At 61.5% G+C, this 26,117-nt stretch carries 30 protein-coding genes and 2 pseudogenes; 18 read left to right on the top strand and 14 right to left on the bottom strand.

Annotation, left to right across the window (positions count from 1 at the left end; genetic code table 11):
• Nucleotides 1-54 precede the first annotated feature (54 nt).
• Nucleotides 55-1,077 (top strand): mechanosensitive ion channel family protein, encoded by a 1,023-nt coding sequence (locus WG901_RS22250; RefSeq protein ID WP_339589328.1) that lies wholly within the window; start codon nt 55-57, stop codon nt 1,075-1,077.
• 357 nt (nt 1,078-1,434) lie between these two features.
• On the opposite strand, the gene WG901_RS22245 is transcribed toward WG901_RS22250, so the two are convergent.
• On the bottom strand, nt 1,435-1,656 hold the full coding sequence (locus tag WG901_RS22245) for a hypothetical protein (RefSeq protein WP_339589327.1): 222 nt from the start codon (nt 1,654-1,656) through the stop codon (nt 1,435-1,437).
• A 2-nt stretch (nt 1,657-1,658) separates the two neighbouring features.
• Nucleotides 1,659-2,402, bottom strand: coding sequence for a Crp/Fnr family transcriptional regulator (locus tag WG901_RS22240; protein ID WP_417603925.1), 744 nt, complete (start codon nt 2,400-2,402; stop codon nt 1,659-1,661).
• Nucleotides 2,403-2,628: 226 nt separating this feature from the next.
• Here WG901_RS22240 and WG901_RS22235 point away from each other — a divergent pair, with 226 nt between their 5' ends.
• A complete protein-coding gene (locus WG901_RS22235; protein WP_339589326.1) occupies nt 2,629-4,866 on the top strand; it encodes a catalase in 2,238 nt (745 codons plus the stop codon).
• On the opposite strand, the gene WG901_RS22230 is transcribed toward WG901_RS22235, so the two are convergent.
• Nucleotides 4,863-5,768: an NAD(P)/FAD-dependent oxidoreductase gene (locus WG901_RS22230; protein ID WP_339589325.1), complete on the bottom strand. Its 906-nt coding sequence runs from the start codon at nt 5,766-5,768 to the stop codon at nt 4,863-4,865. The genes WG901_RS22235 and WG901_RS22230 overlap by 4 nt on opposite strands.
• A 14-nt stretch (nt 5,769-5,782) precedes the next feature.
• The gene (locus tag WG901_RS22225; protein WP_339589324.1) at nt 5,783-6,364 is read right to left on the bottom strand and encodes a hemerythrin domain-containing protein; all 582 of its coding nucleotides are present in this window, start codon (nt 6,362-6,364) and stop codon (nt 5,783-5,785) included.
• Nucleotides 6,365-6,551: 187 nt separating this feature from the next.
• Here WG901_RS22225 and WG901_RS22220 point away from each other — a divergent pair, with 187 nt between their 5' ends.
• The 4 genes from WG901_RS22220 (at nt 6,552) to WG901_RS22205 (ending at nt 9,424) form a co-directional block, all read left to right on the top strand.
• Nucleotides 6,552-6,734: a hypothetical protein gene (locus WG901_RS22220; protein WP_339589323.1), complete on the top strand. Its 183-nt coding sequence runs from the start codon at nt 6,552-6,554 to the stop codon at nt 6,732-6,734.
• A 145-nt stretch (nt 6,735-6,879) separates the two neighbouring features.
• Nucleotides 6,880-7,440 (top strand): SRPBCC family protein, encoded by a 561-nt coding sequence (locus WG901_RS22215; protein ID WP_339589345.1) that lies wholly within the window; start codon nt 6,880-6,882, stop codon nt 7,438-7,440.
• The gene (locus tag WG901_RS22210) at nt 7,440-8,630 is read left to right on the top strand and encodes a zinc-dependent alcohol dehydrogenase (protein ID WP_339589322.1); all 1,191 of its coding nucleotides are present in this window, start codon (nt 7,440-7,442) and stop codon (nt 8,628-8,630) included. Before WG901_RS22215 ends, WG901_RS22210 begins: the two co-directional genes overlap by 1 nt.
• A gap of 8 nt (nt 8,631-8,638) precedes the next feature.
• Nucleotides 8,639-9,424 (top strand): SDR family NAD(P)-dependent oxidoreductase, encoded by a 786-nt coding sequence (locus WG901_RS22205; protein ID WP_339589321.1) that lies wholly within the window; start codon nt 8,639-8,641, stop codon nt 9,422-9,424.
• 339 nt (nt 9,425-9,763) lie between these two features.
• Here WG901_RS22205 and WG901_RS22200 read toward each other — a convergent pair whose 3' ends face one another.
• Together WG901_RS22200 and WG901_RS22195 are read right to left on the bottom strand one after the other, a co-directional pair.
• Nucleotides 9,764-10,216, bottom strand: coding sequence for a pyridoxamine 5'-phosphate oxidase family protein (locus tag WG901_RS22200; RefSeq protein ID WP_339589320.1), 453 nt, complete (start codon nt 10,214-10,216; stop codon nt 9,764-9,766).
• 477 nt (nt 10,217-10,693) lie between these two features.
• The gene (locus WG901_RS22195; RefSeq protein WP_339589319.1) at nt 10,694-10,837 is read right to left on the bottom strand and encodes a hypothetical protein; all 144 of its coding nucleotides are present in this window, start codon (nt 10,835-10,837) and stop codon (nt 10,694-10,696) included.
• A gap of 789 nt (nt 10,838-11,626) precedes the next feature.
• Here WG901_RS22195 and WG901_RS22190 point away from each other — a divergent pair.
• On the top strand, nt 11,627-12,235 hold the full coding sequence (locus tag WG901_RS22190) for a J domain-containing protein (protein WP_339589318.1): 609 nt from the start codon (nt 11,627-11,629) through the stop codon (nt 12,233-12,235).
• 199 nt (nt 12,236-12,434) lie between these two features.
• Here the strand turns inward: WG901_RS22190 and WG901_RS22185 are convergent, their stop codons facing one another.
• Genes WG901_RS22185 through WG901_RS22175 form a run of 3 tightly spaced genes read right to left on the bottom strand, consistent with a single transcriptional unit; the run spans nt 12,435 to nt 13,314 of the window.
• Complete coding sequence (locus WG901_RS22185; protein WP_339589317.1) at nt 12,435-12,614, bottom strand: hypothetical protein; 180 nt, start codon at nt 12,612-12,614, stop codon at nt 12,435-12,437.
• A gap of 59 nt (nt 12,615-12,673) precedes the next feature.
• Nucleotides 12,674-12,913, bottom strand: a complete 240-nt coding sequence (locus tag WG901_RS22180) for a hypothetical protein (protein ID WP_339589316.1) — start codon at nt 12,911-12,913, stop codon at nt 12,674-12,676.
• Nucleotides 12,910-13,314: a hypothetical protein gene (locus WG901_RS22175; protein WP_339589315.1), complete on the bottom strand. Its 405-nt coding sequence runs from the start codon at nt 13,312-13,314 to the stop codon at nt 12,910-12,912. The genes WG901_RS22180 and WG901_RS22175 overlap by 4 nt, the downstream gene beginning before the upstream one ends.
• A gap of 864 nt (nt 13,315-14,178) precedes the next feature.
• Between WG901_RS22175 and WG901_RS22170 the strand changes: the two genes are divergently transcribed.
• The 6 genes and pseudogenes from WG901_RS22170 (at nt 14,179) to WG901_RS22145 (ending at nt 17,391) form a co-directional block, all read left to right on the top strand.
• Entirely contained in the window at nt 14,179-14,760 is a 582-nt protein-coding gene (locus WG901_RS22170; RefSeq protein WP_339589314.1) for a DUF4142 domain-containing protein, read from the top strand.
• 152 nt (nt 14,761-14,912) lie between these two features.
• Nucleotides 14,913-15,131, top strand: coding sequence for a hypothetical protein (locus tag WG901_RS22165; protein WP_339589313.1), 219 nt, complete (start codon nt 14,913-14,915; stop codon nt 15,129-15,131).
• A gap of 186 nt (nt 15,132-15,317) precedes the next feature.
• A pseudogene (locus tag WG901_RS23800) lies at nt 15,318-15,662 on the top strand (calcium-binding protein); the annotation flags it as partial.
• 109 nt (nt 15,663-15,771) lie between these two features.
• Complete coding sequence (locus WG901_RS22155) at nt 15,772-15,969, top strand: hypothetical protein (RefSeq protein WP_339589311.1); 198 nt, start codon at nt 15,772-15,774, stop codon at nt 15,967-15,969.
• Nucleotides 15,970-16,418: 449 nt separating this feature from the next.
• Complete coding sequence (locus WG901_RS22150) at nt 16,419-17,126, top strand: SDR family NAD(P)-dependent oxidoreductase (protein WP_339589310.1); 708 nt, start codon at nt 16,419-16,421, stop codon at nt 17,124-17,126.
• Between the two features lie 136 nt (nt 17,127-17,262).
• Nucleotides 17,263-17,391: a hypothetical protein gene (locus WG901_RS22145; protein ID WP_339589309.1), complete on the top strand. Its 129-nt coding sequence runs from the start codon at nt 17,263-17,265 to the stop codon at nt 17,389-17,391.
• A 20-nt stretch (nt 17,392-17,411) separates the two neighbouring features.
• Here WG901_RS22145 and WG901_RS22140 read toward each other — a convergent pair whose 3' ends face one another.
• Nucleotides 17,412-17,834, bottom strand: a complete 423-nt coding sequence (locus WG901_RS22140; protein WP_339589308.1) for a response regulator — start codon at nt 17,832-17,834, stop codon at nt 17,412-17,414.
• Between the two features lie 446 nt (nt 17,835-18,280).
• On the opposite strand from WG901_RS22140, the gene WG901_RS22135 reads away from it, so the two are divergent.
• The 3 genes from WG901_RS22135 to WG901_RS22125 all read left to right on the top strand — a co-directional run bounded on the left by WG901_RS22135 (nt 18,281) and on the right by WG901_RS22125 (nt 19,974).
• On the top strand, nt 18,281-18,478 hold the full coding sequence (locus WG901_RS22135) for a hypothetical protein (protein ID WP_339589307.1): 198 nt from the start codon (nt 18,281-18,283) through the stop codon (nt 18,476-18,478).
• A gap of 90 nt (nt 18,479-18,568) precedes the next feature.
• Nucleotides 18,569-18,859 carry a hypothetical protein gene (locus WG901_RS22130; RefSeq protein WP_339589306.1) on the top strand — a complete coding sequence of 97 codons (291 nt, stop codon included), beginning with the start codon at nt 18,569-18,571 and terminating at the stop codon, nt 18,857-18,859.
• 152 nt (nt 18,860-19,011) lie between these two features.
• Entirely contained in the window at nt 19,012-19,974 is a 963-nt protein-coding gene (locus WG901_RS22125) for a YegS/Rv2252/BmrU family lipid kinase (RefSeq protein ID WP_339589305.1), read from the top strand.
• 290 nt (nt 19,975-20,264) lie between these two features.
• Here the strand turns inward: WG901_RS22125 and WG901_RS22120 are convergent, their stop codons facing one another.
• Complete coding sequence (locus WG901_RS22120; protein WP_339589304.1) at nt 20,265-21,359, bottom strand: GGDEF domain-containing protein; 1,095 nt, start codon at nt 21,357-21,359, stop codon at nt 20,265-20,267.
• A 365-nt stretch (nt 21,360-21,724) separates the two neighbouring features.
• Between WG901_RS22120 and WG901_RS22115 the strand changes: the two genes are divergently transcribed.
• Nucleotides 21,725-23,017 (top strand): cytochrome P450, encoded by a 1,293-nt coding sequence (locus WG901_RS22115; RefSeq protein ID WP_339589303.1) that lies wholly within the window; start codon nt 21,725-21,727, stop codon nt 23,015-23,017.
• A gap of 217 nt (nt 23,018-23,234) precedes the next feature.
• Here WG901_RS22115 and WG901_RS22110 read toward each other — a convergent pair whose 3' ends face one another.
• From WG901_RS22110 to WG901_RS22100, 3 genes are all read right to left on the bottom strand, one after another.
• On the bottom strand, nt 23,235-23,861 hold the full coding sequence (locus tag WG901_RS22110; protein ID WP_339589302.1) for a glutathione S-transferase family protein: 627 nt from the start codon (nt 23,859-23,861) through the stop codon (nt 23,235-23,237).
• A gap of 269 nt (nt 23,862-24,130) precedes the next feature.
• A complete protein-coding gene (xth, locus tag WG901_RS22105) occupies nt 24,131-24,928 on the bottom strand; it encodes an exodeoxyribonuclease III (protein ID WP_339589301.1) in 798 nt (265 codons plus the stop codon).
• A 1-nt stretch (nt 24,929) separates the two neighbouring features.
• Nucleotides 24,930-25,220 (bottom strand): hypothetical protein, encoded by a 291-nt coding sequence (locus WG901_RS22100; RefSeq protein WP_339589300.1) that lies wholly within the window; start codon nt 25,218-25,220, stop codon nt 24,930-24,932.
• 147 nt (nt 25,221-25,367) lie between these two features.
• Here WG901_RS22100 and folE point away from each other — a divergent pair.
• A pseudogene (folE, locus tag WG901_RS22095) lies at nt 25,368-25,978 on the top strand (GTP cyclohydrolase I FolE).
• Nucleotides 25,979-26,117: the final 139 nt, after the last annotated feature.

The raw sequence follows: 26,117 nt of genomic DNA, 5'->3' as shown, positions 1-26,117 counted from the left end.
CCGCCGCGTAGCCGAATAAGCGAGCACCGGGATTTGGCTTCGCATTTGACGTGCTTGAACTGTGGCAATGTCGCTGGCGGCCACCCTCACCACCTTCGCGAGCAGGTCAGCCTCGGCAGGAAACCAACCTGCATCACCGCCTTCCGGACCAAAAAACGAGCACCTTTTGGCCAGCCGAACGTTCCGCTGAAGCGGATACGGATGACATGCAGCTTCCGCGAATACGGAGCCGGTATGAACTTGAACCTCCAAAGCGATGAACTGGTCTACTGGGTTGCCCGCATTGGTTCCGCGGCGCTGATATTGTTGATCGGCCTATGGCTCGCTTACTCTATTTCCAAGGTGGTGCGCACTAAGGCGATAGAAAACCCGAGGATCGACACCACCCTAGGGACGTTTCTGTCCCTGATCATCCGCTACGCGCTGATCATCGTCGTTCTAATCGTAGTCCTTCAGCAGTTCGGCATCCAGACGACCAGCCTGGTCGCCATCCTGGGGGCGAGTGCCCTGGCAATTGGGTTGGCCTTGCAAGGCACGCTCACCAATGTCGCTTCGGGCATCATGATAGCCTTCATGCGGCCTTACCACATCGGCGACTTCGTCGAGATCAACGGCAGAGAGGGTATTGTGTTCGACCTTGATCTGTTCTTCACGAAACTGCGCTCCGAGAATGATCAGATCATCCTTGTTCCCAATGGCCAGGCTGCGTCCAATCCGATCATCAACCACACCCGCAAAGGTATGCGCTGCTGCATCCTTCGTGTGGGGATCGGTTACGAGGACGATATCGATCATGCGCTGCGGGTCCTGAGCGGGATCATGCAGAACGACACCCGTGCCTTGGGTGAACCACCTGCATGGTTTGGCGTTCAGCAGCTTGGTGATTTCGCCGTTACGGTCGAAGGCCGGGTGTGGGTCGCGACGGAGGAACACCGCATATTCAAGGCCGAGATGACCAAGTTGATCAAGGAAGCTTACGACCGTGAGGGCGTGGAGATGCCCTATCCGCATGCGGTGGAGATGAGCAAAGGCGAGGTGCCCCGCCGCGAACCGCCGCTCAAGCAAGCGCCCGCATAAAAGGGACCTTGCCGATCAGTGGTCTACCTCCGACCCTCGTCGATCAATCTGCGTGCATAAATCGGGCTCCTTGAGCGCGAAAGCCATCACATGGTGATCTTCGCTTTGAGGGTGCGCTCGTCAGCTATCGCGGCAGGGCAAGTCCTCGCGGGCTGAATGTGTGGAGGGTGATATAGGCCTCGCTCGCCCCCCCCCCCCCCCGCACGACTGCTACGTCGGCGGGACCCATTCGTCAGCCCTCGCCCGAGTGTGCTGGCGAACGTCCTATTCCTTTGATGTTCCTTGAGCGCCCCCGCCAAGCAAAACCTTGCGAGATTTCAATCTTGCGCACTCGGCAGAATCGAACGCGGATGACAGCTAATCGGTCTCTGTCGCGCTGTCAGGCATAGGCCGGTCCACATCTATCTGTGCTGCGGCCACTTGCGCTGCAGCCAGCAGGCTGTTTCCGGTGCCGGTCGCTGCATCGACCGTCATGGTGACGGCGACACCTCCGGGTCCATCGAGGATGACGAAGCCATCCTCGGCACTCGCCTCGCCGGGCTCTGTGTGGACCTGTGGCACAGCGGTCTGGGATGTCATTATCATACCTTGCTGAGAGGGGATCGCGTCAACGCCGGATCGTCGATGTAGAGGTAGGTCGGGTCGAACTGCCCCCGGACGGCAAGCCGGTTCGGCTGGGGAATTTCGACCAGCGACGACCGGAAGACGCAGAGGCTTTCCTCCCGCAGATGACGCATGACGCGATTGACGTGGACGTTTGTCAGACCGCAGATTTCGGCAATGTCGTTCTGGGTTAGACCCAGGGCAAAGCGGTATCCGTCGCTCAGCCCTGCAGAAACCAGGCGCGCGTTGGTTTCGCACAGGAAGTGCGCGACACGCCCGACCGCGTCGAGCCGGCCCAGGCGGAACAGCCAGGCGCGGTGGATCGCAGCGTCGATCAGCGTGGCGAACCACAGCTTGCGCGCCATGCCGGGCATTTCACGCTCGATGGCTTCGAGTTCGCTATGGGGGACGACCGCTACGGTCACCGAGGTCATGCTCGCGACATCGTGATCGAGCACCTTCAAGGGAAAAGCGTGCAGATCGACGAAGTCGCCGGGCACATGGACTGCAACCAGCTGCCGCAATCCGCTGCGATCATCGATGTAGCGCGACATGAACCCCTCGATCAGCAGAAGGGACTGCGTCAGCCCGTCCCCGGCGCGGACGATCGTCGTGCGAGGCGGGAAGGTCTTGATTTCCCGGATCGCGGTTTCGAGCCGCGCGCGTTCGTGTGCCTCGAGCCGGCACCCGCGTTTGTCGCGAAGGAAACGTTCGGTAAAAATTGGCTGCTCTCTCGGTCGGCCCGGACCGGGCTCAGCTTCTAAACGGGCGGGCGTCCATCGCGTTGCTGCGCGGCCGGCGTCAATCGTCCTGATCCAGGTTAATTTGCGCGCCGAAGCAGCAACTCGCGTACCGCGCGCGGGTTGTCCGGTCGAGTTGCCCGCAAAGAGTGCGGGAGGCTGCGCGGCGCACCGCGCTACGCGCACCATCACCAAAGGATATAGGTCCATGGCCAAGACACCGGCCCCTTCGAAGACGTCGCCCGATTCCCCGGGCATTCTTCCGGCCGACATCGCCGGCGCCGATATCGGCGGCGAGTCCCCGCAGAAGGCCTGCCCCGTGCCTTCCGACGCCGATCTTTCGCACAGCTTCGGCGAAGTGCAGGCCGAAGGCGGCGATGTCCACCAGACCGCCGGCGGCGAAGTGGCGCTCTTGACCACGAGCCAAGGCATCCCGGTCGCCGACGACCAGAACAGCCTGAAGCAAGGTGCTCGTGGCCCCTCGCTGCTCGAAGACTTCCATTTCCGCGAGAAGATGTTCCATTTCGACCATGAGCGCATTCCCGAGCGCGTGGTCCATGCCCGAGGCTATGGCGCACACGGCTTCTTCGAGCTGACCGACAGTCTGGCGGACGTAACGCGCGCCGACGTGCTGCAGCGGGTCGGGGAGAAAACCCCGGCATTCGTCCGCTTTTCGACCGTTGCCGGGTCCAAGGGCTCGCCAGACCTCGCCCGTGACGTGCGCGGATTTGCGGTCAAGCTTTACACCCAGGAAGGCAATTGGGACATCGTCGGCAACAACATCCCGGTGTTCTTCATCCAGGATGCGATCAAGTTTCCCGACCTGGTCCATTCGGTGAAGCCCGAACCCGATCGTGACTTCCCGCAGGCACAGTCGGCCCATGACAACTTCTGGGACTTCATAAGCCTCACGCCCGAGAGCTTCCACATGGTCATGTGGCAGATGTCCGACCGTACGATCCCGCGTTCGCTTCGCACGATGGAAGGCTTCGGCGTCCACACCTTTCGCCTAGTCGATGCCGCGGGCAACTCGACCTTCGTCAAGTTCCACTGGAAACCCAAGCAGGGCCTGCAGTCGGTCGTCTGGAATGAGGCGGTCAAGATCAACGGCGCCGATCCCGACTTCCACCGACGCGACCTGTGGGATGCGATCAATTCGGGCGACTTTCCCGAATGGGAGCTGGGCGTCCAGCTGTTCGACGATGCCTTTGCCGACAGCTTCGACTTCGACGTGCTCGACGCGACCAAGTTGATCCCCGAGGAACTGGTGCCGATCCGTATTGTTGGCCGGCTCGTGCTCGATCGTGTCGTAGACAACTTCTTCGCCGAGACCGAACAGGTCGCCTTCTGCACACAGAACGTGCCGCCGGGCATCGACTTTTCGAACGACCCGCTGCTGCAGGGGCGCAATTTCTCCTACCTCGACACCCAGATCAAGCGGCTGGGCGGTCCCAATTTCACCCATATCCCGATCAACGCGCCCAAGTGCCCGATGGCTCATTTCCAGCAGGACGGGCACATGGCCATGCGCAATCCCAAGGGCCGAGTGAACTACGAGCCCAACAGCTGGGGGCCGTCCCAGGGCGGACCGCGCGAAGATCCGGTGCGCGGTTTCACCAGTTTCGCCGAAGCGGCCGACGGCCCTAAGCAGCGCGTGCGTTCGGAAAGCTTCGCCGATCACTACAGCCAGGCGCGTCAGTTCTTCGTCAGCCAGGCGCCGATCGAGCAGAAGCACATTGCCGACGCGCTCGTGTTCGAGCTCTCGAAAGTGGAACGCCCGGACATTCGCTCGCGCACGGTCTCGCACCTGCTGAACATCGACGTCACGCTGGCAGCGACGGTCGCCGATGGTCTCGGCTTGCCACTGCCTGAGGCCGCCGTCGCCGCGCGTAAGCCGATTGCCGACCTCCCGCCTTCGGATAAGCTGTCGATCGTCAAGAACGGACCGGATAATCTCAAGGGCCGCAAGCTCGGCATCCTCGTGACCGATGGTGCCGATGCCGATGTGTTCAAGGCGCTGCTTGCAGCGGTCGATGCCGAGGGCGCGGTCTATGAAGTCGTGGCGCCCAAGATCGGCGGCGTGACTTTGTCCGACGGCACGACGGTCGCCGCCAAGCACAAGGTGGACGGCGGCCCCTCGGTGCTGTTCGATGTGGTTGCGGTGGTCGTCTCGGCCGCCGGCGCTGCAATGCTGGCCCGCGACGCGGCGGCCAAGGACTTCGTCACCGATGCCTTTGCCCATGCCAAATACATCGGCATCGGTGCCGAGGCAGAGCCGCTGTTCACCGCCGCGGGGATTGCCGAGACCGATCTCGACGAAGCCTGCCTGCCGCTAGGCAATGCCGGCGACGCCGCACCCTTCCTCGAGGCCGCGCACACGCTGCGCCACTGGCCGCGCGAACTGACTGTCGATCTGGACGCCAAGCCGGCGCCGAAGAAGGTCTAACGGCGTAGCGGTGCCTTCGCGGCCAGATCGTTACGGATCGTGGTCGCGGCGACGCCGCCTTCGCCCATGGCGTGACTGATTTGGTCGAGGCCGAGCACGACGTCGCCGGCCGCATAGAGTCCCGGCACGCTAGTCCGCTGATGCGCGTCGACCATCAGGCAGCCTTCGCCGGAGCAATCCGCGCCTAACCGCCCGGCAAGTTCGGAGCGGATGTCCGATCCGAGCGCGGGATAGAGGCTGTCGAACAGGGCTGGACCCTCGGGGAGGTCAAGGACGATCCCGGCGTGCGCGAGGCGAATGGCCGTGACCGGGCCGGCCAGGGCAATCCCCGCCTGCGCCAGCGAGCGCGACTGCTCCGCCGAGAGATCATGATCGGGCCCAGGAGCCACCAGCGTAATGCTCTTGGTGTAGCCGCGCAGGAACAAGGCCTCATGGCACCCGCGATCGCCCGTTCCAAGAACCGCGACCATCTTGTCCGAGACTTCATAACCGTCGCAAATCGGACAATACCGCAGCCGACCGGTGGCCAGGGCTCGGTCATGGCTGGCATCGTCGATCATTTCGGGGCGGCGGTTGACGACGCCGGTGGCCAGAAGGACCGTCCGGCCTGCCAGCGTCCCCGGAGCGTGCCGGGCGACGAAACCATCCGCATTGTGGTCGAGCGCGACGACGGTGTCATGCTCGATTTGTACTCCATAAAGCCGAGCCTGCGCGCGCATGCGGTCCAACAGATCGACGCCGGCGATCCCATCAGGGAAGCCGGCGTGATTGCGCGTGAGTGGAATGAGGGCGGCCCGGCTTTGTCCGGAATCGATAACCGCCACCGACAGGTGGAAGCGGGCGAGATAGATAGCGGCGGTAAGACCCGCCGGGCCTCCGCCGATCACCAGGCAGTCGAGCATGCCGCCCTTGCAGCTTACTTCGGCGCCTGTGCCATCAGCTCGGCCTTGCGGGCGGCGAGCTGCTCGCCCAGGCCTTTGAGGTCGAGGTCACTGTCGCGGCTTTCGGGGAACATCTCGCTTTCCTCCTCTTCGACGTGATGGGCGATATATTCGCCCAGCACCGTCACCTTTGCGTCGAACAGTCTGTCGCCAGCCTTCATCGCCTGGATCTCGGCGATGAGCTGCTTGGCGCTGGCATGTTCGACTTCGGCCTCATCGAGCAAGTCGTCGTCGTCGATCGCCTCGCGCGCCGCGGGATAGTAGATTTCTTCCTCGATCTGCGCGTGAACCGTCAGCGCGAGGCAGATCTTGTCGGCGAGCGCCTGCTTCTCGGCATCGTCCTCAAGGTTCTCGTACTGCTTGAAGAAAGCCTTCACTTCCTTGTGATCGTCCTTGAGCAATTTGATCGCGTCAACGGGACGGGTTGCCGCGCGGGCGGTCTTGCGCCCGACCTTGGATCCGGGCTTCGCCTTGGCGCTGCGCGAAGCGGCAGCCTTGTCGGTAACGGGGGGCTTCGGTTTGGCGGGGGCGGACGTCGCCGATTTGGTCGTGGCCATGGCAGGTCTCCGGTGAAACGATAATCGTTCATCGGGGGAACGCCGCTCGGGAACCGAAGACCCCGCCGCATCGCGGGAATTAACCTCCATCAATACGATAATGGGCCTGCTTCGGCTTTACCCAGGAACGGCGTGCATAACCGGGACGTTCTGTAGAGGTCGGCATCGCGCCGGCCTGGAGCACATGATGAACGATCCCCGCGCGTTCGAAGGCGATTACAATTCCGACGACGAAGAAATCCTGCCCGAAGCCAACGAGGATGAACTCGAAGAGGACGAAGATCGCGAAGCGGTGGAACTCGGCCGTGAAGAGACGCGAGACACCCAGGACGGCGAGGAAAATGATGACGACGAGGATGATGGCGCCTGACGCCATTCGCCAATGGGCAGGATCAGAGGTCCCGCCCATCGGCATTGGTTGCCGCAACACGTCGTTTCACGAGCATCTCCGAGGAGGCGAACATAGTTCTTTTGCAGGTAGTTCGCTCTCGACAGGCCCCGAAGGATCTTCCGACATGACGAGCGATGCAAACCTGGAACAGCGGCAGCACGATGACGCCCCCGCGACCACTTCGAAAACAACCCAGCCCGATCGCGCGCTCTCCGCGGAGGCCGTCACTATCAACCGGCCGGCTCAGGAACTTTACGATTTTTGGCGCGATCCGACGAACCTGATCCAAGTGATGGAGAATATCCTCTCGATCGAACAGATCGACTCCACCCGATCGCGCTGGACCGTCAAGGCTCCGGCCGGCCGTACGGTGAGTTGGGAAGCGGTGATCACGGACGACGTACCTGGCGAGCGGATCACCTGGCAGTCTGCCGAAGGTGCCGATGTCGCGAACAGCGGCCGGATCGAATTCCAGGACGCGGGCGACCGCGGCACGGTGGTGCGCGCCATCATTGCCTACGATCCGCCCGGCGGCGCGATCGGGCAATTCTTCGCCAAGCTCTTCCAGCGCGAGCCGCGGCTCCAGAGCCGGCGCGATCTTCGCCGCTTCAAGCAACTTATGGAAACCGGCGAAATCGCCACGGCGGCGCGAACGCGCGAACAGGTCGAAGAGGAGACCAACTGATGCGCGCGCTCACCTGGCACGGCAAGCACGACGTCCGCGTCGACACGGTCGACGACCCCGAAATCCTCAACCCGCGCGATGCGATCATCAAGATCACTTCGACCGCGATCTGCGGTTCCGACCTCCATCTTTACGACGGATATATTCCGACGATGAAGGCCGGTGACATCCTCGGTCACGAATTCATGGGCGAGGTCGTCGAGACCGGTCCCAAATCGACTCTCCAGATCGGTCAGCGCGTCGTCGTCCCCTTCACCATTGCCTGTGGCTCCTGTTACCACTGCGGCAAGCACCAGTATTCGGCCTGCGACAACGGCAACCCGGCCGACAACCAGGATATCGGCCGAGAGATGTACGGCCAGCCTATGTCGGGGCTGTTCGGTTACAGCCACCTCACCGGGGGCTATGCGGGCGGCCAGGCCGAATATGTCCGCGTGCCTTTCAGTGACGTCGGCCCAATCGTCGTGCCGGACGGGGTCGAGGACGAAAAGGTTCTGTTTCTCTCCGACATCCTACCTACGGGCTGGCAGGCGGCGGAGAATGCCGGGATCGAGCCCGGCGACACCGTTGCGGTCTGGGGCTGTGGCCCGGTGGGCCTGTTTGCCATCCAGTCGGCCATGCTCATGGGCGCTGCGCGGATCATCGCGATCGATCACTTTCCCCACCGGCTCGAACTGGCGAAGAGGTTCGGTGCCGAGACGATCAACTATGAGGAGAGCCAAACCTACGAGGCGCTCATGGACATGACCGGCGGCATCGGTCCCGACGCAGTGATCGACGCGGTCGGCCTTGAAGCCCATGGTTTCTTCGTCGACAACGTCATCGACCAGATCAAGGCCTCGATGTTCCTGGGAACCGATCGCACCCATTCGATCCGCCAGGCGATCCATGCCTGCCGCAAGGGTGGGCGCGTCTCGATGCCGGCCGTCTACGGCGGCTTCGTCGACAAGTTCCCGCTCGGCGCCTTCATGGAGAAAGGCTTGACGCTCAAGACCGGCCAGACCTCGGTCCAGCACTACATGCCCGCTCTGCTGAACGCGATCATGGAAAGCAAGATCGACACCACGTTCCTGATTTCCCACGTCATGGCGCTCGAAGACGCGCCCAAGGGCTACAAGATGTTTCACGATAACCAGAACGAAGTGACGAAGGTCGTGCTCAAGCCCGATTTCGCCGCAGCAGCAGAATAGGACCGATCATGGCCGACAAATTCGCGATTATCACCGGCGCCTCAACGGGCATCGGCTTCGAGCTCGCCTCGCTGGCGGCCGAGAACGGCTACGACATCCTGGTTGTCGCCGACGAGCCGTTGATCGACGCCGCCGCGGCCGATTTTCGCAAGTATGGCGTGGAAGTAACCTCGGTCGAAGCAGATCTTGCAACCATCGAAGGTGTCGAGACGCTGCTCGCGGCGGCGGACGGACGTCATATCGACCTGCTCTGCGCCAATGCGGGACGCGGCCTCGGCCATGCGTTTCTCGATCAGGACCCGCCCGACTGGCGACGCGTGATCGACACCAACATCACCGGCACCATCTTCCTGCTTCAGCGCGTGCTCCAGGAAATGGTCGTGCGCAACGCCGGCAAGGTGTTGATCACCGGTTCGATCGCCGGCTTCATCCCGGGCAGTTTCCAGGCCGTATACAACGGCACCAAGGCCTTCATCGACAGCTTCGCCGACGCCATCCGCAACGAAATCAAGGAATCGAAAGGCGTGACAGTCACGACGCTGATGCCCGGCCCGGTCGAGACCGAATTCTTCGACCGCGCGAACATGCTCGACACTAGCGTCGGCGCCTCAGACAGCAAAAGCGATCCGGCTGATGTCGCTCGTGACGGGTGGGATGCGCTGATGAATGGCGAGGCGCACGTCGTCTCAGGCTGGAAAAACAAGGTTCAGGCCGCACTCGCGCACGTTACGCCGGCTGCGATCCTGGCCGAGCAGCATCGCAAGATGGCGGAGCCCGGGTCGGATAATTCCTGACCCATAAAGTCGAGGTCAGCCGATCGACAATGCTGCTCTTGCGCCATTTACAACTCGACTGTCCGTCTCAGTCTTACGAATGGCACGTTGCGACACCTCAAGGGCAGTCATGGAACGGCAGCCCCTTCGCCGAGATCCACACGAGAGCCAAGCGTGATCACAGCGCCCTCATCTTTGATAGCCGCTACGCCACCTCGTTGAAAATCGTGCGCTAGGTCCGACGCACGAAAGCCAGCGCCCTTTCGCAAATGAAGGGGTCGATAACGCCGAGATGTAGAATTGGGACCCAAGAGGCGCCGGCCCAGCCTGGCTGAGCCGGTCGCACGCCCGACAATCACGTCAGGCCTGGGTTCTCGTCGGGCTGAGAACGATCTCGCCCTCGTCCTCGCCGTCCCAGTAATGGGCACGCTCTCCACTGACTTTGATAAGCACGAGACCGGGCGTGTCTATCCCGTCCGGCCACCAGCGTTCCAGGCCTTTGGTCCAGTGCTCGGCAAACAGGCTCTTGTCTCGAACGAGAGAAGCTTTGCCTCCCACGGCCAGAAAGAAGGGCCGCTGGCCGAGAATACCCGAGCTGCCCTGATAGCCAAGACTGACCTTGGGGTCGGCGCTTATGTCGGCCACCATGAGCGTCGTATCGTCGGCGAAAAACCAAGCGTCGCCGTCATATTCGACCTCCCGGTTATTGCTCATCGGCCGCGAGCCGATCGTGCCGCCCTTCGTGTGGGTTGAAAGCATCGCGAAATCGATGTCCTTCATCTTCTGCGCGAGATCTTCTATGGTCCTGGTCATTGCCGGTCCTTTCCTAACGTTCATCAAGAACGCGCGAGGCGCCGTGCCGGGCACACAGGATCGAAGCCGATGCGATCTGGGCAGCGGGGGCCTCCAAGCTTCCAACCCTTTTGCGCCCGGCCCGGCTCATGCCACCCCCGAATTCGTCTTGGCGCAGCCGTCGCGCCGTGCAGGAACTCGGGACTGCAGCAAGACCCAAACGGATGGCGGCGGTCCGGCAGCGCGTTTTCGCGATCGCAAGTCGGCTAGGTCAGAGGAACCCGCAAGACTACTAGCGCTGAGTCTACCATCACGATCGGAATACAAGTCACAGACCGTCAAACTACAGCTCGACGGCCGCGCTGTTATTATCTGTGCCAAGGTCTGGGTCGCAGCGAGCGCTGAAAGTGATGCTCTTTAGGCGGCTCAGCGCTTGGCCCAGGCAAGTGGAGCTACTCGAATGGTGGCCTCATACCGACGGCCTTGGCGATAGCGAGATCAACTCGTTCGCCCGGTCTCCTCCTGAGGTCGAATTCGTTCCGCTTCGAGTCGTGCCTGAAAGGCTTCGCTGATCGGGCCCACAGCGTCGCCGAAGTGATTTTTCATTGCGAGGATCTGCTCAGCGTCGAACCCCTCGGTCAAGGCGCAATGAGGGCAAGTGAAGCGTGTCGACTCAAGGTCCCGGCCTTGCAAGGGTACCGCGTATCTCTCGCCACCGCATTGGCACGCAGCGTAGACTACAGCGTCATCGGGCATCATTTTCTCCCAGATTAGGCCCTCTCATACCAGAGCCGTCTGAACTGGGGCTGTCGGAGCAGAAATGAATTCCGGCAAGCAATACCGTGCTCGATTTCGGCGACCCTGGCCATCAGGAGCCCGACGCAGATCCCGGTAGACTGCCGTTGATTTATTCTGCCTCGCGCACATATCATCGGTATCTAAGGGCAATGCACCGTAAGCGCCCTTGGCTGAGAGACGATAGCGCTCCCGCTTACCTAGTGGAGCACGATCATGGAAATCATCAGCCGTCTCCAAAAAGTCGGATGCCCATGCAGCGAGACCATCGCATTTCCTAACGGCCTGACATTCCGAAGCTATGCGCGATCTGCGGATATGCCCCGCTGCGCTGAGGCGGCGGTGTGAACCGCGCGATCAACCTCACACTTTCCGAGCGAGTGGTTCGGGACCGATGTAAGGAAAGTGGGATCTCGATCAACATGATTGAGCCCCTTCCCTCAGGTGGTACCCGCCTCGTGTGCGCGACCGCCGGAGGCGCTGACGAAATTAGGCTGCGCCTGCAAGACCACGTCATCAAGGGAACCGTCCGGCGCTTTCCATTCCAGGGCGAAAGAGGGCCTTGGTAACCATAAGGAATTGTCCAGAGGACAGACTGCTCCTCGAACCCGGTCTCAGCCGAATGGGTAAATGTCGATGACGCACCTTTACGATATCCTGGACATCGCTCCCGATGCCCCGATCGAGACCATCAATGCTGCCTATCGACGCGAAGCTAAGCAACATCACCCCGACGTGGGCGGGGACCGTCAGATTTTCGCAGCACTTCAAGATGCCATTGCTGTCTTGCGCGACCCTCGACGAAGGGCTCACTACGATACGACGGGCGAGATCCTTCCCGAGCTCGATACCCTACAGATGGAGGCTATCCAGGCTCTGGTGGAAGCGTTTCACAATACGCTCGCGAGGGAGGAAAGTTCGTTTCACGAGCGCGACATCGTGACGGCTTGCGATGCGTCTCTGGTCGCCGCCGCTGCACGATTGGCGGATGAGTCAGCCAAACTCCCCGCTATGCAGAATAGCGTGGCTGGTGCGATCGAGCGGTTGCTCCACAATGGCATTGGCGAGGACTATCTGGGCACATCCCTTAAGGGGCGGGCAGCCTCGATCGAGAAGCAGAAGGCTAACAACGAACGACAGGCTCTCGTCCTCGCGATGGCGCGTGACATGCTCAAGTCTTATGGCTGGAGGTTCGAGGTCTCGGTGTCCCCGAGTGCTCATCAGACAGACGGGCAAACGGTTTAGACTCCTGTCCGGTGACACTCGCGGACCGGAAAAAAGCGTTGCAGCCGTGATCGGCTTTGCCCGGTTAGCCAGCCCTTCAGAGCGCTGTAAAAAGTAGCCAAATCGCCGATGGCTCTCGTGACGGTATCGATGATTATCTGTTCTTCCTATCAGATCCCAGGCCGCAAGCTCCGCCCGCGAGTCACCCCGTTCGTTCGCCTTAAGGCGAGCGGCGGCTTTCCTTGTTCAGGCGCCGGATGTGCTCGATCCGCTTGCGGACGTCCTGCCTATCCCGCTGCTCGACCGTGGCGTGAAACATGTAGATTCGAACACGAATTCCACCCGCGATGATGACTACGAGCAGACCCCACAAAATATAGAACGAAACAGTATCGGCCATGTCAGCTCCGGATTGCAGCCGACTTCGAAACGCTCGGCCATGAAAAGGGCGGCCAAGATCTATCGTGCGGTTGGCCGGTTATCTTCCCGTTGGAATTCCGCCACCATCGCCGCATCGTCGGGGGTGAGAGGCGGCTTGCCCCCGGCTTCGATCGCTTCTGCTTCTTCGGCTTGGCGAGCCCATGCCTCGGCAGCGACCACGGCAACCTTACGCACGTTGGGCAGGACGGCCTCGACCGCGATCTGCCGGTGGTGGGCTTCACGCGCCCGGCATGTCTGGGCGGAGATGTGAAAGTTCATAGCTCTGACCTGCGGCCTCCTGCCAATACCGTGTGAGCCCAGCACCCGATTGTTTGCAAGGCCGAGAGCGACCAGAATCGAGAGCGCGTTTTTCCCAGTATCTTGGCGTCGCTCTCATAGATGCTCGGTTCCGAACGCAAAAGAGCAGTGTGCAGGACAGCTTCCCGGTCTTTGAGAAGCGCCTCCAGATCGACGGGTTCGATACGGCGATGAACGATCCTGCCGACCGTTTCGACCGGCAGCATCGTCTCCATGCGGCGATAGATCGTCCGATCAATGGCTTCGATCGCTTCCTCATCGATATCGACGCGGTAGATCCCGGCCGGCATAATCTCCTCATGACCTTGCACCTTGAAAGGCGCGGCAAATTTGGCTGACGAAATCTTGGTACGGATTGTCATCGAGCAAGCCCGATTTCGGCAGTCGCGAACGTCAATCGAATGTCCATGATCGCTTCCCAGCTATGAAGGCGGGAGCACAATCGTCTCTCTGTCACGCGACGCCTGAGGCGCATTGCCGGTGATGATCCCTGATACCACGGGCGCCGTTCCAACCCATAACGCTAACTTGCGACTTTCGCGACCTTGTCGCCCTCTACGGCCTGTCGTTTCCATTGAGGGTCAAATCAGACACCGACCGAGGCATTGAAGGAATGGCCGCTTCCGACAATTTCGAGGGTGGCACTTAAGGGTCCGTTATGTCGGCGAACTAAGATAGGAGAACTTTGAACCATTCCGCCATGTCGGACTCAGCTAGAGAGCCCCTCGCCAGCGCCAGAACCATTCGAATGGCTTCGTGAGGTGCAAACACGATTTGCGCCTCGTTCAAGGCGAGAAACAGGCGCGCCAATACCCATGCGGTGCGCTTGTTGCCATCAGCAAAAGGAGAATGAAGGCAGTCGATTAGATTTGGAACTAGCGGATTCCGTTGGCATCAAGCATTTCATCACCAGTCGATTTGAGTTCGGCCGATATCAGTAAAAGAATTAGTCGGACGCAATTTCCGAAGAAAAACGCGCTCGAGCCACCACTTCATTGTCAATGATTGATCAATCGCCATCCGACATTCACGGACCATAGAGAGATTTGAAAGAAAATCACCCGCACTAAAGAAAAATTAAATTCGGTCGAGTGCGACTTTATCATTTCAGGTTCGTTGTCATGGAACCTCAAACGACGCCGTCCAATTCTTGGAGGCGCGTCTTCTGGTAACAACAGGCCAGCATCCAACGAATTGGACGATGCGCGCTTGTAAGGACCAACCTCATGAACCGTAAGATAACCGCTATGCTCGGCGCGACCATGATTTCCATGACAACGCCGGCTGGCGCGCAGATGGCTATGCCTGCAATGCCAAGCAGCCCGGCCGGCATAGACGCGCCTGGCGCTCCGACACTCGGCCTCGACGGCCCGGCGTTCCTAGCGGCGGCATCCGATGCCAATCACTACCAGATCGCAGCAGCGCGCATGAGCCTGACGCGCGCGCAAAGAAGCGACGTCAAGGACTACGCTCGCCGCATGATCGCGGAATCGGAAACCGCCCAGCAGGTGCTGATGGCATCGCTGACCAACGACCAGCGTAAGATCGCCAGACCCAGCACGCAGCTATCGGCCGATCGAAACTCGATGATAGAGATGCTGCGCAAGGCGCCGCGCAGCTCTTTCGACAATCTTTACCTGACCCAGTCAGCTCAGGTGCAGCAAGCAAGCTGGGCGACCCACAAGGGCTATTCGCAAGATGGCGCGGATCAGTCTCTCAAACAGGTTGCCGGCAATGGCGTTCCGATGATCGAGCAGCAGTTGCGCCAGGGCAAGGCGCTGCTGCCCACAGCGCTTTCGGCCAACTGATCGAGGACGAGCGGGGTTCTCTCCCCGCTCGTCGCACACCGCAGGAAATTGATATGGAAAAGACGCACGACGTTTCAGTGCACAGCCTCTGACATTGCGAGTTAGCGGTCGACAAGGCCCGTCACTCCCACCCACCAGGATGGAAATCAGCCATGGCGACGGGACGCGGATTGACACATCCCGGCAAGCCCTCCTCAATTTTAGGCGGAGTGAATTCAATGGATAGCACCCTTATTCTCTTCTTTTCGCTCTTGGCGATAGCCTTTGGCTTCTGGGTGATGGCAGCGAGATACGGCTACCTTTCATTATTGATCAGCCGGAAAAAGCGCGCACTTGTGCTTGCCAAGGAATTGGCACGTCAGAACCCCTAATTCTCAGACAGTTCAATTCAACTCGCTGTCGCATGGACGAATTAAATCGCGTTATTGCGTAATGACCACCCATATTGGGCCGCTGACGCCTTAAGACACAGAGACGTTCGCAGTGTTGCCTGCGCTGCCGGGACTTTATCACGCCCTTACGCTTGATGCTCGACGTGTCTGAAATTGTGCAAGTCGATGACGATCCGCACCTCGACCGCGAAGGCTCAATTTGCAGCACCCTTCAAAGGATCTGCCGCATCGCTTGGGAAGATTGACATGTCAGCGGTCAGGGGCGCCCAAGTCTTACCTAATGGTGAGTATTCTCGCGAGGGAGGCCGGGACGAGTTGCACGGCGGCAATGGCAACTACACGCTGGAATCCGGCGGTGGCGATGACACCCTCGATGGCGGCAGCGGCAACGACGTCCTGAACGGCGAGGATGGCAACGACGTTCTTTCGGCCGGGTCGGGCATCGATACCCTGATCGGTGGCCAAGGGAACGATCTGTTGGACGGCGGCGCGGACAACGACACGATCTTTGGCGACGCCGGCGCTGACGTCATGACGGGCGGCCTGGGCGCCGATCGCTTCGTTTTCAAGGGCGTGGGGGGACGTCATTACCGACTTCCAGGACGGGATCGACCGCATCGTGTTGGAAAAGCTCGGGGTCCGCTCCTATTCGTCGAGCGGCGCCAGTGGCACGGTCTTCGCGCGCGACGAAGCCGACGGCAATGTCCGGATCGACGTCGTGACTTCGGCCGGTATTCGCTTCTCCATCGCGCTCGAAGATCACAGCGGTTCGCTGAGCGCCAAGGCATTCTCGAGCGCCGACTTCGCTTTCGCATGAGCGTGTTCTCGATGACGGGAACCGACGTCTGCCCACTCTGAGTTTAGCAGGCCCGAACTTCTAGCTGAGACCGTTTTCCCGATCCGGACGTTCTGGGACTTCCAGGACGTGCTGAAGGCGCCATTGGCGGCCTGGCGAGATCATCGCTCGAGTGTCATTTAGAGAGCAGCCCAGCCGGTCAAGGCTTGCCAATCGAACCGCTGCTCGTTGGGTCAGCAAAAGCCTCACCAAAGCCTGAACGATCGGCTGCCCCCAACGATTTGGAACGTGCTCGGGAGACTGCTACGTCACCCCTTTCGGCGCCCAGCTTGCCCTCCGGAAAGCGAAGGACGGCGAGCGCATTTTCCTGCAGTGAAAATGTCGATTGTTGGGCTCTGTTGCGTTTGCCGGCTCGCTTCCTTCCGTCCGGGCGTTCAGACCTGCACCAATAGGGTTTCGGAGAATATTGTATGGCGAGCGTGGACAGGTCGGCGATCGTGTTTGGCGCGTCGGGTGGGATCGGCGGGGCATTCGAAGCCGTGCTGAAAGACGAAGGCGCGTTCGCCGAAGTCCGCGGCTTTGCGCGTTCGCGGACCGGAGCAGACCATGTCGATCTGCTCGACGAAGGCAGCATTGCCGCGGCAGCGCAACGGATCGGTGAAGGATCGCCTCCAAGCTTGGTCATCGTCGCCACCGGTTTGTTGCACGAAGGCGGGCAAGGACCGGAAAAAGCGCTGCGCGATCTGGATCCGGCCTGGCTCGCCAAAGTCTTCGCGGTGAACGCGATCGGCCCGGCGCTCGTCGCCAAATATGTGCTGCCACTCCTACCGAGGGGCGAGCGGACCGTATTTGCCGTCCTGTCGGCCCGGGTAGGCTCGATCAGCGACAATCGTCTGGGCGGCTGGCATGGCTACCGCGCTTCAAAAGCAGCGCTCAACATGCTTGTTCGCAATCTGGCGATCGAGGAGCGCCGCCGGAACGATCGCGGGATCGTCGTATCGCTTCACCCGGGGACCGTCGATACCGAGTTGTCCCGTCCGTATCGGGGCAATGTTCAACCTGGACGCCTGTTCGATCCCGAGCGCGCGGCGCTTCAACTTTTGGACGTGATCGAGGAGCTGAAGCCAGCCGACAGTGGCAAGCTGTTCGATTACGAGAAAACGGAAATACCCTTTTAGATGGCGGCACGATCTGATGGGGAAAGGTTAACAAGCCCCCCTTTTACAGACGATCAGTAAATCTGGTGGACGGGCTCCAGCCTCGCCAAGCACACCCTCGAGACTTCTGTGAACATCATCCGAGGATATTTCTCACATGCTCGAACATCCGGCGCGCTGGCTTGGCGCGCCACTCAATTCGGTTTGTGCAAGCCATGCCAAACTCCCTGTCGTCGAGGACAATATCCGGCCTCGTGACGGCAGCTGTATTGGCGAAAACCAATGATCGCCATATCCTGGTCGCCCTCAGTGACTTGCGACGCGCTTAGCAACTTCCCTGGGCCCGCCGGCAAGCGTATCGGCCGTCAGGGCCAGAAGCTGCGCAATCGAGAAGGGCTTGGTCAGGACCTGTATGTGCCCGTATTGAGATGGCAGGGCGGAACGCGAATGGCCCGTGGTCACGGCCCACGGAATACCAAGAGCATCCAACCTGCGTGCCACTGCGAGCGCGGTGTCATCCTCCAGCTGATGGTCGAGTATGGCAGCATCGATCGTCTCGCTTTCGAGCAGAGCAAGAGCGCGCGGCACCGTCTTCGCGGGGCCGAGCACTTCGTGGCCCGCTAGCTGGAGCGCTTCCTCCATGAGGAAACCGTTCAGCACATCGTCTTCGACGATGAGGATGCGAGCGGCTGAGGCCGGATTTCTGTCTTGGGAAGGTGCGGTAAGCATGCCCTTCTCATCTGGCATCAAGCGTCAACGCCACCTTACCGGCCGCTGCCGTTCGCCCGCATGATCCAACGGCTCGGCGAGAGGCGCCCCAAAGCAACGGCCAATCGATCGGAAGCTGTGGCCTGTCATGCGAGTCCAGAGCCCGGTCCGCGGCGGCGCGAGCCGGAACAGAGCGTGTGCCTCGCCCGCTAAGACATTGGTCGCAATCGCCAGGACCGGCGATAGACTCTTCAAGAGCCCCGTCATAATCGGCGCGCGGCGCTGGCGAACTATTCGACCTCCAACGGAAAGCGTCGCCAGACGGCCTTGTTGTGATCCTGATAAGACTGCCCCGCGGGTCCGCACCCCGCGGGGCCGTTCTTGCGCTCGGCTCTGGGCGACGAGGCGTGTGCCAACGCCGGCTCCGTCTATGGGCCCTCGCTTGCCGGACAATCGACGGTCCGGCGATGGGCATCGATGAGCGTTCTCATTTCTTCGCGATCAGCGATGACGGCTTGATCGCCGACGGCATGGCGGGCGAAGGCTGTGTGCCGTGCCGCTCGGCCGCGGTCTGCTTTGCTGACGATATCCCCGCGCGGCGCCCCGCCCACCCGCTTCTTTTTCATTGGCAAACCAGGGATGAACGAGTGGAACAAAGCCAATAAGGATCAGTTACTTCGAAATCCGAACCGCCTGGCCCGTGGCCGGCGTCAGTCTCATCGCAGATGGTCCGGACAGGTTGGAAGGGGAAAAATATGAGATTCACGAAATTTGCGCTCGCCACGTCCGTTGCGGCTCTGAGCCTTGGCCTCGCCGCCTGCGACAGCAAGAAGGAAAACGCAGCGGAAGATCAGGCCGATGCGGTTCGCGCTTCTGCAGAAGCCACCGCGGACGCTATGGAAGCCACTGCGGACAAGAAAGACCCGGTGACCGACGGCAAGGATTCCGCGGCCGAGAACGCGCAGGAAGACAAGGCCGCTGCGGTCCGTGCTTCGGGTGAAGCAAAGGCAGACGCGATGGAAGACAAGGCCGACAAGGCTCACTGATTCACGCAGCGAGTGAACGGGAAGGGCGGCTTCGGCCGCCCTTTTTGGTTTTGGGAGTCATCAATATGGGATGAGCCGGTGCGCTACACGAAAACCGAGGCGTCACGCCCTGCCAAACCGGCATGGGGCAAGAGAGGCGATGGTGAACAATCATGACCGGGGACGCTGAAGTGGAGGTTGCCCCGCGCAGTAGCGAGCGCCATCGTGGCGATGTGGAACAGGTACCCTCGCCTCGCGAAGCCGTGCTGGTCGTCAACGCTCACTCCCGGCGGGGCGAGAAGTTGTTTCAAGCGGCCCGTGACAAGCTGGTGGCCGCCGGCGTGACGCTGACAGAGGCACACGCCGTCCATGATCCGGACGACCTCGTACCCACCGTTCGATCGGCGATCGTGGGCGGCGCACCCATGGTAATCGTGGGGGGAGGCGACGGGTCGCTTTCGAGCACCATCGACGAGTTCGTCGGCAGAAAGAGCGTTTTTGCGCTTCTTCCCCTTGGTACAGCCAACAGCTTTGCCCGCACCCTCGCAATACCACTCGACCTCGATGGCGCCGTCCGCACCATCGCATCGGGCAAGATCCGGCGGCTAGACCTGGGCGTGATCAACGGCGACTACTTTGCCAATGCGGCCGCCCTGGGTCTTTCCCCGCTGATCGGGGAGACGGTGCCACACCGGCTCAAGCGCTACCTGGGACGGATCGGTTATCTGCTCTGGGCTATCTGGTGCCTGACCCACTTCCGCCCGTTCCGTCTCTACGTCGGCGAGGGAGATGATCGTCAATCTTTCTGGGCGAGCGAGGTGCGGGTGTTCAACGGCCGCTTCCACGGCGGCGTGGAGATGCTCGAGAACGAAGCGCTCGACGATGGCGAGATCGTTGTTCAGGCGGTGACCGGCCGCAGCGTGTCTCGCCTTGGCTGGGACTGGTTGCTCCGCTTTTTCAAGCTGTCTCGCCGCGCGCAGGCGGTGCAGGAGTTTCGCGGCAGCCGAATTCTGCTGGACACGAAGCCTCACCTCAAGATCTCCATCGACGGCGAGGTCGTCACCAAGACACCGGCCGTGATAGAAAGCGCCCATCGCGTCATCTCGGTGGTCGTTCCCGGCTCGTCCGACATGTGACGAATGCCCAGCGGAGCGCTTCGCACGATGCGAAGCCGACGAATATCTATGAGAGTACGACCGGCAAGTGTCAGGCAGCCTCTATCGCCCGCGCAGACAGCCCTTCTCCCACGCGTGAACACCCACCGCGATCAAGTCCTTTCCTGCAAAAGCCGGGCGGCGGCTCTGTCGGCGCAATCCACCAATTCTTCTCAGCGGCGGCAACCAGGGTGGCAATCGGGCGGACACCGAACCAGACTTCCTGAAAACCCGATGCGGGCAGCAGCGCCGACGAAACGCGCGCCTGACCGTCAGGCCGCGAGCCTGTTCCGCCCACTGGCCTTTGCCTGGTAGAGCGCCGCATCGGCGCGGCGGAGTGCCCCCAGGAAATCAGCCTCGCCCGATTTGATAGTGCCAAGCCCCAGACTGAGAGACCAGGTCGATCGTGCCTGTGCAGGCTTGAGGCAGGCCATCAGCGTTGCAGCCGCGGGACGAAGGTCGTCCGCACTCGGCAGCAAGATCACGAACTCGTCGCCCCCGACACGGGCGAGCGCGCCGCCGTGAGCGCAGCAAACCCTGGTTGCCGCCTCGGCGATCTCCACCAGCACGGCATCGCCGGCGGCATGGCCCAGCCGGTCGTTGACCGTCTTGAAGTGATCGACGTCGATCGCGATCGCGCCCGCTTGGGGCCGCCAGAGGAACGCCTTCTGCTCGTCCAGACCTGCACGGTTCCAGGCGCCCGTAAGAGGATCGCGCAGCGCCGCCAGTCGCAGGCTTTCCTGGGCGCGATCGAGCGGAATGGCGAGAAGGCCGACATTGAGCACGGGCAGCAGCAGCATGTCCGCGAGCATGGGCACCATGGCGATCGGTGCCTGATATTCGCCCATGATCGGCGTAAGCATGACGATGGCAAAACCTGGCAAATAGCCGAGCATGGCAAAGCCGGCTATGCGTTGGCCTCGCGCGGGACCGCCCAGCATGACGAGACCGCTGGTCAGCATCGCGCCCGCAAGGCCCAATGCGTCGCCGGCTTCGCGCAAGCGCGCCGACAATAGCCCCGCATCGACGAGAAGCGCCGTCACGAGATGCCCGGCAACGGCGAAGGCAACCGGCAGGACCATCCAGGCCTCGAACTGCGGCCGGCCCTCGAAGCGACGCAGTCCCAGGATCGGTACCAGATTGCTGATCGCCAGCAGCGCGAAAAGCGCGCTGCTTCCCCCAAGTCCGGCCTCGCCGCTCCAGGCGAACCCTACGAGCGTGGCGCAGTACAGGAAGGAGCTCGCCGCCCAATAGGCAAGGTGGACTTCGGTTCTGCGGCACAGCCACAGGATCAAGAAGATCGAGCCGCAGGCCAAAGCATTCAGGACGCTACAGAGGCGAAGGGTTTCGATGTCGGGAAGGGTCATATGGATCTCGAGCGGACGAGACATCGCTTTCCCAGACGGTGGTTAAGATTGCCTAAGTCGTGCGGATCGATGTTTCGTCTCGCTCAAGCAGGCGACGAGCCTGCCGTGCTCCGGCTCCCAAGTTCGTCGATGGGACGCCGCGGTCCTGCCCGAGCAAAAAATTCGCGAAGACCGTTCGAGATCGCACGCCGGCACGGCCACCGGATCGCCGCTGTTGCCAGCCAAGCAGACGAGGCCTCACCACGAGATCGATACCGTCCTTGCTAGCCTGTCACGCCCCATGCTGACCAAGTGTTCAGTTTTTCGTTGACACGCCCCGCCACCCGCCACAGTGACACACGGTGGATCACTGAGTGGAGGGAGCGATGGAGCAGCAACCGGTAGCGCTGGAGCGCGACTATTTCACCGACAAGTCGGTATTGCTCGACCCTTACGACTTCTTCGAAGAGATCCGCGCGCGCGGACCGGTCGTACAACTGGAAAGCCGAGATATGCTGTTCGTCACCGGCTTCAAGGAAGCGGTCGAGGTGCTGCTGAACAAGGCTGATTTTTCGTCGATGATCGCCGCGCCAGGTCCGGTGGCACCACTGCCCTTCGAGGTCGATGGCAACGACATCTCGGCCAAAGTCATGGCTTACGAGGAGTCGATCCGCGAACGCGATCTGATGATCAACCAGGACGGCGATTTTCACCAGGCCGCGCGTTCGTTGCTCCATCCCCTGCTCGTCCCTTCGCGACTGAAGGCCAACGAGGCCTATATGGAGAGGCTCGCGGCCGAAATGGTGCGCGAAATGGTCGCCAAGGGCGACTGCGAGACGGTGGGCGAGGTCGCCGTGCCTTACGTGACCTTGGTGATCGCCGATCTGCTCGGCGTGCCGGCCGAGGATCGCCAGCAGTTCCGCGATGTGATCGACCAGGGCCCGCCCCCGGGCAATATGGATGATGCCGAGAGCACTGCGCAGAGCGCAGCACTGACCTTCATGATTGGCTACTTCATGCGCTACCTGGGCGAACGTAGAGCCCATCCGCAAGCCGACGACATCATGACCGTCCTGGCACTCGCCAAGTTCCCCGACGGCTCGCTGCCGCCTTTGGTCGAACCGGCCAAGGCGGCCATGTTCCTGTTTGCTGCGGGTCAGGACACTTCGGCCAAGCTGATCGGCAATGCCATGCGCCAGCTTTGCGAAGATCTAGACCTGCAGGACCGGCTCCGCGCCGATCCGTCGTTGATTCCGGCCTTCCTCGAAGAGATGCTGCGGCTCGAAGGATCGACCAAGATGACCGCTCGGTTGGCTGTGCGCGACACAAAGATCGGCGACCTCGATGTGCCCGCCGGCAAGCGCGTATTTGTCGGTCTAGCAGCCGCTAACCGCGATCCGCGTCGCTGGGATCACCCCGACGTCTTCGTCCTGGGGCGCCAGAAGATCAAGGAACACGTCGCCTTCGGCCGCGGCGCCCATACCTGCGCCGGCGCGCCCCTGGCCCGGGTCGAAGTTCGCGTGTTGTTCGAGCAGTTGCTCGCGCAGACTTCGGCCATAGCGCTGTCCGAAGACCACCACGGGATCGCTGGTGACCGTCGCCTCGACTATGAAGCGAGCTACATCATCAGGGGCCTCGCGAACCTTCATGTGAAGTTGACACCGCGACGGAGCGCTTGAGCATCCGTCGAGCGTCCTTAGGGGAACAGGCCCAGTCCTCCGCCAGGATCTGCCCGCAGATCGGCATCAAGATGGGCAGCTTCCGCCAAGTTCGAGGAGAACTCGATGCGGCAAACAGGGCGGCGAGCACGGACATTGCCCGGCGCAGTGCGATCGTTCGACATCGTGGACGCCAGGCGATGCCTTCTGCAGCGCCAGCGCGCGGGACGCTCGGTGGTCAGGGGTTCACGCCTTCGTGCGAACGCTCCATCGCCCGCTTGTAGGTATCGCGGCGCATAGTGCGCTCGAGGTAGGCCTGTTCCGCGTCGCCTAGCGTGATCCCGCAGTTCCGTTGGCCCAGGTTCAGGGCGTAGGTCACCGAAATGTCGGCGGCGGTGAAAGCCTCGCCCGCAAGGTAAGGGGAGGCGGCCAGGCGCCGACTGACCAGTTTCAACCGCTTCTGGAACGACTGGAGGCACCATGTCGCGCCCCAGTTTTCCCGTTCGGCCTCGGGCGCGAGGAAACGGCTGACGACGACGGGCATCATCAAGGTCGCAAGTCCGGCTTCGCCCAGATGCAGGAACTGCTGGTAGCTCGAGAAGCTCGGATCGTGCGGCGCTGGCGCCAGTGGTGTCGGCCCGTAGCGGCCCATCAGGTACTCCATGATCGCGATCGACTCGACCATGACGACATCGCCGTCCTCGATCGCCGGGATATAGTCGGCCGGGTTGATCGCCAGAAACTCGGGGTCTTGATTTGCCGCCAGCATGTCCACCTGCCGCAGGCGGTAGGGCAGACCCATTTCCTCGAGCAACCAGACGACCCGGATCGATCGCGAGGTCTGTCCGCCCCAAACGGTTATCATCCATCGGCCCTTTCCAAGTATGACGGAGCATCGATCCTAGCGCCCCTCGTACGACCTTCGCACTCGAAGCTTATCCGCGCCATGGTATCTTCTGTGGCCGCTCACCCCAACCACTGCATCCGGTCTACGGACGGATGATGCGTCGCCCTGAGCGAGCGCGGAACACCGCGGCAACGCCGGCCCTGTCGACGGACGTGGACGACAATAGCGGCTCGATGGGGGCGCGGTCTTCAAATCGGCCTCCCCTCATGGGCAAGCCGTGATCGGCGCTAGGCCTTGCGCCGTCGTTTCGGCCTATCGCTTAGCGCAATGCACATTGGCGCATGATCGCTGGTTTTTTCCCAACTCCGCGGTCGGCGATCGACATCGGCCGTGACGAGGCGCGCGGCGGCTTTCGCATTGAGCAAGATATGGTCGATACGCAGGCCGGCATCGCGCTCGAACGACTGCCGCCAGTATTTCCAGAACGTGTAGATCCGCTCCCCGGGATGCAGCGTCCGCAGCGCGTCGGTCCATCCCTGCGCCAGAATGCGCGCATAGGCGGCCCGCACCTCGGGCGCGAATAAAGCATCGTCCCGCCAGCGCTCCGGCGCATAGACGTCGAGGTCGGTCGGCATGACGTTGAAATCGCCGGCGATGACGACGGGTGCGTCCAGCGCGACCAGGGTGGCGAGATGCGCTTCCAAGCGATCGAACCAGCGCAGCTTGAAGTCGAATTTGGTTCCAGGGCGCGGATTTCCATTGGGCAGATAGAGCCCAGCTATGAGAACACCATCGATCGCTGCTTCTATGTAGCGGCTCTGGGTGTCGGCTGGATCTCCCGGCAATCCGCGCCTCGTCTCCTGGATGGTGCCGACACGCGACAGAATTGCAACGCCATTCCAAGCCTTCTGGCCATGCCAGATCGCATCATAGCCAAGGTCCCGGATTGGCCGCTCGGGGAAGCGCTCGTCGGGCGCCTTCAACTCCTGCAGGCAGACCACGTCGGGCTGAGCGAGTTCGAGCCACCGTAGCAGCACCTCGAGGCGGCCATTGACCCCGTTCACGTTGTAGGTCGCGATCCTCACGTCACCCCAGCCGACGACGGTTCGCTTTCACTTTCTTCGAACAGTATCGCAGCGTCCGGTGCGCGATCGTCGCCGGGTTTGATCCGAGACCGCCTGTTACCAGTTCCATCTGAAGGTACGCGACAGCCTCGAATTTTTCGCTGATCATGCGGGTTGCCTCGTGGAAAGCACGCGGTCCACCGGCCGAGAATGTCGCCATGCGCAGGCCGATGACAGCCGCGGTGTCTACGCCCAGAGATACCGCGTCGATACCAAGGCTCATCCAGCCGGTTGGAGCAGTTTCCTGTTTCATGCCTGGTCAACGCCTGGCCGCAGGTTCCGTGCCGGTGATTTTGGCCACGGCGCAGATCGAAAGCGCCGCAGCGGAACAGCCTGAGGGATCGGGGCTTTCTCCAGAAGAGCGGCAAAGGCCGCATCGTCCCCTTTGGGAGAGAGACGCATGGCCGGTTCCACGCCCGACGATCATGAGGAAGCCACCCGGCAAAAGGTACCCGTTCCGCAAGAGGTGCAGGATGCCATCCGGACGCTCATCCAATGGTCGGGAGACGATCCCGATCGCGAGGGATTGCTCGACACCCCTGCCCGGGTCGGTCGAGCCTGGAAGGAATATTGCCAGGGATACAGCGAAGACCCCGCGGTGCACCTGTCACGGGTCTTTCACGAGGTCGGCGGGTACAACGAAATCGTCCTTTGAAGGACATCCCTTTCCAGTCGCATTGCGAGCATCACATGGCCCCGATCATCGGGAAGGCATCCATTGCCTATTTGCCGCGCGATCATGTCGTAGGCATATCCAAGCTCGCGCGTGTGCGCCACGGATTTGCCCAAAGGCTGCAGATACAGGAGCGGCTGACGGCAGAGGTTGCACAGTGCATCTGGAACGGCCTGAAGCCTCAGGCAGTGGCTGTCGTGATCGAGGCCCAGCATGGCTGCATGACGGGACGCGGCGTCCGCACGCCTGGGGTCGGAATGATCACGAGCCGCTTACTGGGTGTGTTCCTCGACAATCCGAGCAGCCGCAAGGAAGTGCTCAGTTTGATGGGCTATTGATTTCAAGCCGTTCATCGTTCGCAAACGCCATGCAGACGAGAGGCAGGCGGCGATCGGGGCCCATAGAGCATAGATCGCCAGGAGCATGACAATAGCGACGGCACAATCTGATGCCCAAGCGGCCAAGCGATCGCCCCAA

The organism is Novosphingobium anseongense (assembly GCF_037482895.1).
Taxonomy (GTDB): Bacteria; Pseudomonadota; Alphaproteobacteria; order Sphingomonadales; family Sphingomonadaceae; genus Novosphingobium; species Novosphingobium anseongense.
Note: the sequence above shows the minus strand (reverse complement) of the source record. Positions and strands in the feature narration are given on the sequence as shown.

Coding starts and splice junctions, on each gene's coding strand:
- WG901_RS22210 (WP_339589322.1), top strand. CDS start 7,440: ATGCGCGCGCTCACCTGGCACGGCAAGCACGACGTCCGCGTCGACACG.
- WG901_RS22130 (WP_339589306.1), top strand. CDS start 18,569: ATGAGATTCACGAAATTTGCGCTCGCCACGTCCGTTGCGGCTCTGAGC.
- WG901_RS22230 (WP_339589325.1), bottom strand. CDS start 5,768: ATGCTCGACTGCCTGGTGATCGGCGGAGGCCCGGCGGGTCTTACCGCC.
- WG901_RS22170 (WP_339589314.1), top strand. CDS start 14,179: ATGAACCGTAAGATAACCGCTATGCTCGGCGCGACCATGATTTCCATG.
- WG901_RS22205 (WP_339589321.1), top strand. CDS start 8,639: ATGGCCGACAAATTCGCGATTATCACCGGCGCCTCAACGGGCATCGGC.
- WG901_RS22150 (WP_339589310.1), top strand. CDS start 16,419: ATGGCGAGCGTGGACAGGTCGGCGATCGTGTTTGGCGCGTCGGGTGGG.
- WG901_RS22245 (WP_339589327.1), bottom strand. CDS start 1,656: ATGACATCCCAGACCGCTGTGCCACAGGTCCACACAGAGCCCGGCGAG.
- WG901_RS22185 (WP_339589317.1), bottom strand. CDS start 12,614: ATGGCCGATACTGTTTCGTTCTATATTTTGTGGGGTCTGCTCGTAGTC.
- WG901_RS22235 (WP_339589326.1), top strand. CDS start 2,629: ATGGCCAAGACACCGGCCCCTTCGAAGACGTCGCCCGATTCCCCGGGC.
- WG901_RS22135 (WP_339589307.1), top strand. CDS start 18,281: ATGGGCATCGATGAGCGTTCTCATTTCTTCGCGATCAGCGATGACGGC.
- WG901_RS22120 (WP_339589304.1), bottom strand. CDS start 21,359: ATGACCCTTCCCGACATCGAAACCCTTCGCCTCTGTAGCGTCCTGAAT.
- WG901_RS22200 (WP_339589320.1), bottom strand. CDS start 10,216: ATGACCAGGACCATAGAAGATCTCGCGCAGAAGATGAAGGACATCGAT.
- WG901_RS22145 (WP_339589309.1), top strand. CDS start 17,263: ATGCTCGAACATCCGGCGCGCTGGCTTGGCGCGCCACTCAATTCGGTT.
- WG901_RS22175 (WP_339589315.1), bottom strand. CDS start 13,314: ATGACAATCCGTACCAAGATTTCGTCAGCCAAATTTGCCGCGCCTTTC.
- WG901_RS22110 (WP_339589302.1), bottom strand. CDS start 23,861: ATGATAACCGTTTGGGGCGGACAGACCTCGCGATCGATCCGGGTCGTC.
- WG901_RS22165 (WP_339589313.1), top strand. CDS start 14,913: ATGGCGACGGGACGCGGATTGACACATCCCGGCAAGCCCTCCTCAATT.
- WG901_RS22180 (WP_339589316.1), bottom strand. CDS start 12,913: ATGAACTTTCACATCTCCGCCCAGACATGCCGGGCGCGTGAAGCCCAC.
- WG901_RS22125 (WP_339589305.1), top strand. CDS start 19,012: ATGACCGGGGACGCTGAAGTGGAGGTTGCCCCGCGCAGTAGCGAGCGC.
- WG901_RS22100 (WP_339589300.1), bottom strand. CDS start 25,220: ATGAAACAGGAAACTGCTCCAACCGGCTGGATGAGCCTTGGTATCGAC.
- WG901_RS22220 (WP_339589323.1), top strand. CDS start 6,552: ATGAACGATCCCCGCGCGTTCGAAGGCGATTACAATTCCGACGACGAA.
- WG901_RS22215 (WP_339589345.1), top strand. CDS start 6,880: ATGACGAGCGATGCAAACCTGGAACAGCGGCAGCACGATGACGCCCCC.
- WG901_RS22190 (WP_339589318.1), top strand. CDS start 11,627: ATGACGCACCTTTACGATATCCTGGACATCGCTCCCGATGCCCCGATC.
- WG901_RS22140 (WP_339589308.1), bottom strand. CDS start 17,834: ATGCTTACCGCACCTTCCCAAGACAGAAATCCGGCCTCAGCCGCTCGC.
- WG901_RS22115 (WP_339589303.1), top strand. CDS start 21,725: ATGGAGCAGCAACCGGTAGCGCTGGAGCGCGACTATTTCACCGACAAG.
- WG901_RS22225 (WP_339589324.1), bottom strand. CDS start 6,364: ATGGCCACGACCAAATCGGCGACGTCCGCCCCCGCCAAACCGAAGCCC.